The following is a 5,883-nucleotide window of genomic DNA, read 5'->3' as shown; positions in this document are numbered from 1 at the left end:
ATAGCCATAGTCGGCGAGCAGCCGCAGCGTCGCCGGACCGATCCCATACCGGCCCGCGCGGTATAGGCGCGGTTGGCCGAACGCCTGGGTGATCGCCACGGTCAGCGCCTGGAGCTTGGCCGCCTCCAGCGCGGGCGGCAGGTTGCCGGCATAGCTGTTCGCGCGGGTCAGCGGCTCGTCATAGGGCGGGTTGACCCAGGCATGGAGCTGAGTGCCGACCGCGTGGCGGCGATAGTCGAGCGCGCGGTGAAGGTGGTCGATCGCGGCGGGATCGGTGGCGACGGGGTAATCGATCAGCAGCGCCAGCGCCGCCCCCGCCTCGGCAAAGCGCGCGGCTCCCGTCGGCAGCGCCGCCATCGCCGCCACCGACCGCGACTCGCGGCGCAGCGGCGCGGACCAGTCGAACTCCTCCTCGGTATCGACGAAGATCGTGAAACGCTGGCCGAAATCGTCGGGCCATGTCACCTGATCGCCCGGCGCGGGCAACGGCGGGCGATAGGCGGCCCCCTCCATCGTCAGCTCAGCCGTACCTGCTCCATCGCATCGCCTCCTGCCGCGGGCAGGCGCAGAGTCAAGGCGTCTCCGCCGATCGTCAGGCTCCCGCCAACCTCCCGCGCGAGGTTGCGGACCAGCCGCAGCGCGAAGCCGGTGCCGAGCAGCGACCCCGGATTGGCCGGATCGTCGATCGCCAGCAGCGCCTCCGCGTCAAGGTCGGCCAGCGCGCGCGGCCGGGCGATGGTCAGCGTGTCGCGGTCGCCGCCACGGATCGCGATCGTCTCGCCACGCCCCGCCAAGCCCAGCATCGCCGCGACCAGCCGTTCGAGGATGCGATGGACGGTGCGCGCGTCGCCGAACGCCTCGCCCGGATCGCCGGCGATCTCCAGCCGCGCCCCGCGCAGTTCCGCCAGCGGCGCCAGATCGCCTGCGACGCGCGCCAGCAGCGGCAGCAGGACGACATGTTCCGGCCGCAGGTCGAGCGCGCCGGACTGGATGCGCGCCGCGGTATCGAGGTCGTCGATCGCGGCCAGCAGCGCCTGCGCATCGCCCCGGATCGCGCGCGCCTGCTCGCGATAGGGTTCGGGCACGGGCCCGAGCATCGCGTGCTCGATCATCTCCGAAAAGCCGATGATGGCGTTGGTCGGCGTGCGCAGTTCGTGGACGAGCTGGCGCATCGAATCCGGCGCGGGCGGACGGCCGGGCCGCTCATCGGCGCGCGGGCGGCGCGCGTGGCCGCGATAGCCGGTGAAGCGACCCGTGCGCGGATCGAACGCTGGCGTGCCGGACAGCCGCCACTCGCCCGCCGCGTCAGAAGCGCCGGCGACGCGCAGTTGCGCGTCGGCGAAGCGCGTCCGCCGTCCGAACGCCGCGGCGGCGGCGGCATCGACCCCGTGACCGCCCGGCGAGGCGGCATGGGCGAGCGACAGGCCGACAAGCGCGCCGCGCGCCACGCCGTCGACCGCGCGGATCGTGCCGGCGGCGTCGGCGTCGAAAGTGAACAGATCGCCGCTGGCGGCCGGGGCCGTCGTCGCGGCCGACGGCGGTGTCCCCTCATGATCGCGCTGATAGGCCTCGATCCGCGCGACGACGTCGGCGATGCGGTAGGTCTCGCCAGGCTCGCCGCCGCCCTGGCGCAGCGCCTCGGCGACCAGCGGCAGGTCGTTCGCCACCTCGCCCAGCGACCGGAACGGATCGGGCGGCGGCGGCACGACCGCGACAGTGGCCAGGTCGAGTTCATCCTCCGCCGGCGCCGGCGCGGGCGCGGCGTCCGGCACTGGCGCAGAGGCTTCTCCGGCCGGGAGCACGAAATCGACAGAACCAAAGCTTTCCAGCGCGCGCATCGTCGCGGCGTCCAGATCGCGGCGATGGCGAAGCACCGCGCGCGCTTGCGGCGACAGCTCGGGCAACAGCGCGGTCCATTCCGGTCCGGGCAGCTGGGCGAACCGCAGCACCGGCGCCGCCACCGCGATCTCATCACACGCGAACAGCCGGATCAGCGCCGCCGGCGGGCGCGATCCGATCATCGCGCGGGCGCTGGCAACGCGCACCGCCAGCGGCACGCGCCCCTGCAGGCCGGCCAGAGTCGCCATCGCGCGCGCATCGGGCTCGATCCGGCCGCGACCCACCAGGTCGACGATCTGGCGCCAGCCCGACTGCGCCGCCAACGGCGTGTCGAGCCCCCCTGCCAGGACCGTATCGAGGGTATCGTCGAAGCGCACTCATCCCCCAAGAATCGACTTCGCTGGCGGAAATTTCCCCGCCGGATTGGAAATCGCGTCAAATCAAGGCGCGGAGCGAACGCCGATCCACGGCCGCAACGGCGGAAATCGCGCGTCGTGGTCGAACCCTACCGGTCACGCGCCCTGACGGGAACGGCGATTTTTGAGCCGTCGCAATGTGGGACAATTGCGTTCGCGTGAAACTTTATTATTGCTCGTCCAGACGATTCGGCAATAATTCAGCAGGGGTAATCGACAATGACGTTCGACCGGATCGACCGGCAGATCATGGCGCTGCTTCAGGACGATGGTCGAATGACCAATGTCGAACTGGCCGAACGCGTCGGGCTGACCGCGCCGCCGTGCCTGCGCCGGGTGCGGGCGCTGGAGGATGAAGGCGCGATCCGCGGCTATCACGCCACGCTCGATCCGGGTAGCCTGGGCTATACGATCACCGTGTTCGCGATGGTCAGCCTCAAGAGCCAGGCGGAATCGGATCTGGCCGCGTTCGAGGCGCATGTCGCTGAAATTCCCGAGGTTCGGGAGTGTCACATGCTGAACGGCGAGATCGATTTCATCCTGAAGATCGTCGCCACCGATCTGCGCGCCTTTCAGGAACTGCTCACCACGCAACTGACCCCGGCGCCCAACGTCAGCCACGTCAAGACATCGCTGACGATCCGCACGTCGAAGTCGTTGCCCGGCATCCCGGTCCTGTAGCTCCCGCCCCGGCGGACGGCGAAACACCGCGCTGCACACCGGAACCGGACCGGCCGAAAATATTTCCCGCGTCGGCCGGATACGAAAATGGGGCGGCCGATCGACCGCCCCATATCGGGACTCAACCGTTTGGGCGGATCAGGCGCCGGTCATCGACGGTGCGATTTCCATCCACTGAGTCCAGAATCCGGCGATCTCGCTGCGCGGAGCGGTAGTCACGCCCTGGAACGCGGCGCGCGCGCCGGCCTGGTCGCCCGCCAGCGTCAGCGCCTGGCCCAGCCGCAGATTTGCTTCCGCCGTGTCGACGCCGCCCTTCGACAACGCCAGCTTGTACAGCTCGGCCGCCTTGGCGTTGTTGCCCAGCGCCAGATTGACGTCGGCGGCACCCATCGCCGCCTTGCCGTTGCCGGACTGCGCCTGCTTCTCGATCGTCGCCAGCGGGGCGTCGGCCTTGATCGCCGCTTCCGAATCGGACAGCAGCCGCGTGCCCGACGCGCTGGTCGCCGGGATCTTGCCGGTCGCCTTGCCCTCGGTCACCACCGCCTTCGCCTCATAGGGCAGGCCGGCGCGATAGGCGAGGTCGGCATATTCCAGATAGTCGCTCTGGTCGGCCAGCGCCTTCGTCGCGCGCATCAGGCGGAACAGGTCGAGCCGCTGGCCATTGTCGAGCGGCTTGGCCGCCTTTTGATCGTGCGCGTCGCGATAGACCAGGATCACCTTCCGCCAGTTCTGCGCGGTCGGATAGGCCTTGACCGACCGTTGCAGCCACGCCGCGGTCTGGTCGGCCTGCTTGGCGCTGTAGAGCCGCGCGATCGCATAGTCGTACCACGCCTGCGGGGCCTTGCGGCCGGCGGCTTCCTCGGCGGTGATCGCCTTGTCGATCTCGGCGATGCCGCCGGGGACGTTGCCGGTCTCGATCAGCGCCTGCGCGATCTGGAGCGACAGGTTGCTGTCCTGATAGCCCATGTCGCGCGCCTTGGTCAGATACGGCAGCGCGTCGGCGTATTTCTTCTGCTCGAACGGCAGCGCCCCGCGGAAATAGGTGTAGCGGGGCAGGTCGGCCGGCGGCGTCTTGGGATTGGCGACCAGCACGTCGAGCACCTCGATCAGCTTGGTGCGATCGGGGTCGGCGGCGACCAGCGGCAGCTTGAGCGCGGCGACGGCGTAGCGATCGTCGTCGGACTTGGCGACGGCCTCGGCGGCGGCGATCTGGGTCAGCGCGGTGGTGTTGTCCTTGGCCGCGATCGCGGCCTGCGCGGCGGCGACCGGCTTGCGGATCGCTTCGGACAGGTTGAGCTGCGGCGCGGCGTCCTCCTTGCCCTTCTTCTTCTGCGCGACGGCGGGCGTCGCGACCACGGCCGCTCCAACGCCCGTGGCAAGGATCGCGACCAGCGCGGCGTGTGACATCAGCTTCATTCTTCAGGTCTCCTCTGGCGGGCCTTCTAACGGGGAAAAGCATCCCGCTCTAGGCAACCGATCCGCACGGTTCAAGCGTCCGCCGGTCGGACCTGCCGGCGCTGCGCTGAACCGTGATTGAACGCGGCGATTCCGCACCCGACCGTAGCGGCGCGGGCTTGCTGGTATAGCCCGGCAGGGCTAGAGCCGACACAACACTGCAATAATCCTGAAAGCACCCATTTTGACCGACGAGACGCTGCTCGCCGACCCCTCCGACATTACACCCATCTCGATCGTCGACGAGATGAAGTCGAGCTATCTCGACTATGCCATGTCCGTCATCGTCGCCCGCGCGCTGCCCGATGTGCGCGACGGGCTGAAACCGGTCCACCGCCGCATCCTCCACGCCGCGCAGGAAGGCGGCTATCTCGCCAACCGGCCGTATCGCAAATCGGCGCGCCTGGTCGGTGACGTGATGGGTAAATACCACCCGCACGGCGACAGCTCGATCTACATGGCGATGGCGCGCATGGCGCAGGACTGGTCGATGCGGGTGCCGCTGATCGACGGCCAGGGCAATTTCGGGTCGATGGACCCGGATATGCCGGCGGCGATGCGCTACACCGAGGCGCGGCTGGCGAAGGTCGCGACGGCGCTGATCGAGGATATCGACAAGGATACCGTCGATTTCCAGGACAATTACGACGGATCGGAAAGCGAGCCGACCGTCCTTCCCGCGCGCTTCCCCAACCTGCTGGTCAACGGCGCGGGCGGGATCGCGGTAGGCATGGCGACGAACATCCCGCCGCACAATCTGGGCGAAGTCATCGATGCCTGCCTCGCCTATATCGAGGACGGCGCGATCACGACCGAGCAGCTGATGGAAATCGTGCCGGGGCCGGACTTCCCGACCGGCGCACTCATCCTGGGACGCGCCGGCTGCCGTGCCGCCTATCAGGGCGGGCGGGGATCGATCATCGTACGCAGCCGCCACACGACCGAACAGCGCGGCGAGCGGCGATCGATCGTGCTGACCGAAATCCCGTACCAGCAGGGCAAGAACGCGCTGGTCGAGAAGATCGCCGAGGCCGCCAAGGACAAGCGGATCGAGGGCATCAGCGACATCCGCGACGAATCGAGCCGCGAGGGCGTCCGCATCGTCATCGACCTGAAGCGCGATGCGACGCCGGACGTCGTGCTCAACCAGCTGTGGCGCAACACCCCGGCGCAATCGTCGTTCCCGGCGAACATGCTGGCGATCCGCGGCGGCCGGCCCGAACTGCTCAACCTGCGCGACATCATCGAGGCGTTCGTCAGGTTCCGCGAGGAAGTCATCACCCGCCGCTCGAAGTTCGAGCTGACCAAGGCGCGCGACCGGGCGCACATCTTGCTGGGGCTGGTGATCGCGGTCGCCAACCTCGATGAGATGGTCAAGATCATCCGCGGATCATCGAGCCCGGCGGTGGCGCGCGAAAAGCTGCTGACGCGCGAATGGCCGATCGCGGAGATCGCGCCCTATATCCGCCTGGTCGAAGCGTCGCCGGTCGAA

The 5,883-nt window shown here is 68.9% G+C and carries 4 protein-coding genes and 1 pseudogene; 2 read left to right on the top strand and 3 right to left on the bottom strand.

Annotation, left to right across the window (positions count from 1 at the left end; genetic code table 11):
• Positions 1-513 (bottom strand): annotated as a pseudogene (locus tag VNR91_RS12525) (WalW protein); the annotation flags it as partial.
• Positions 514-515: 2 nt separating this feature from the next.
• Complete coding sequence (locus VNR91_RS12520; protein ID WP_325491108.1) at positions 516-2,216, bottom strand: HAMP domain-containing sensor histidine kinase; 1,701 nt, start codon at positions 2,214-2,216, stop codon at positions 516-518.
• Positions 2,217-2,474: 258 nt separating this feature from the next.
• On the opposite strand from VNR91_RS12520, the gene VNR91_RS12515 reads away from it, so the two are divergent.
• Complete coding sequence (locus VNR91_RS12515) at positions 2,475-2,936, top strand: Lrp/AsnC family transcriptional regulator (RefSeq protein WP_325491107.1); 462 nt, start codon at positions 2,475-2,477, stop codon at positions 2,934-2,936.
• 138 nt (positions 2,937-3,074) lie between these two features.
• Here VNR91_RS12515 and VNR91_RS12510 read toward each other — a convergent pair whose 3' ends face one another.
• Positions 3,075-4,352 (bottom strand): hypothetical protein, encoded by a 1,278-nt coding sequence (locus VNR91_RS12510; RefSeq protein WP_325491106.1) that lies wholly within the window; start codon positions 4,350-4,352, stop codon positions 3,075-3,077.
• A 223-nt stretch (positions 4,353-4,575) separates the two neighbouring features.
• Between VNR91_RS12510 and VNR91_RS12505 the strand changes: the two genes are divergently transcribed.
• On the top strand, positions 4,576-5,883 hold a 1,308-nt coding region (locus VNR91_RS12505; RefSeq protein ID WP_325491105.1), incomplete at its 3' end, for a DNA gyrase subunit A.

Origin of the sequence: Sphingomonas sp. (assembly GCF_035555815.1) — a bacterium.
GTDB lineage: Bacteria > Pseudomonadota > Alphaproteobacteria > Sphingomonadales > Sphingomonadaceae > Sphingomonas.
This window is presented reverse-complemented; position numbering and strand designations above follow the sequence as displayed.

Excerpts from the sequence above, each read along its gene's own strand:
- VNR91_RS12515 (WP_325491107.1), top strand. The coding sequence starts at position 2,475 with ATGACGTTCGACCGGATCGACCGGCAGATCATGGCGCTGCTTCAGGAC.
- VNR91_RS12510 (WP_325491106.1), bottom strand. The coding sequence starts at position 4,352 with ATGAAGCTGATGTCACACGCCGCGCTGGTCGCGATCCTTGCCACGGGC.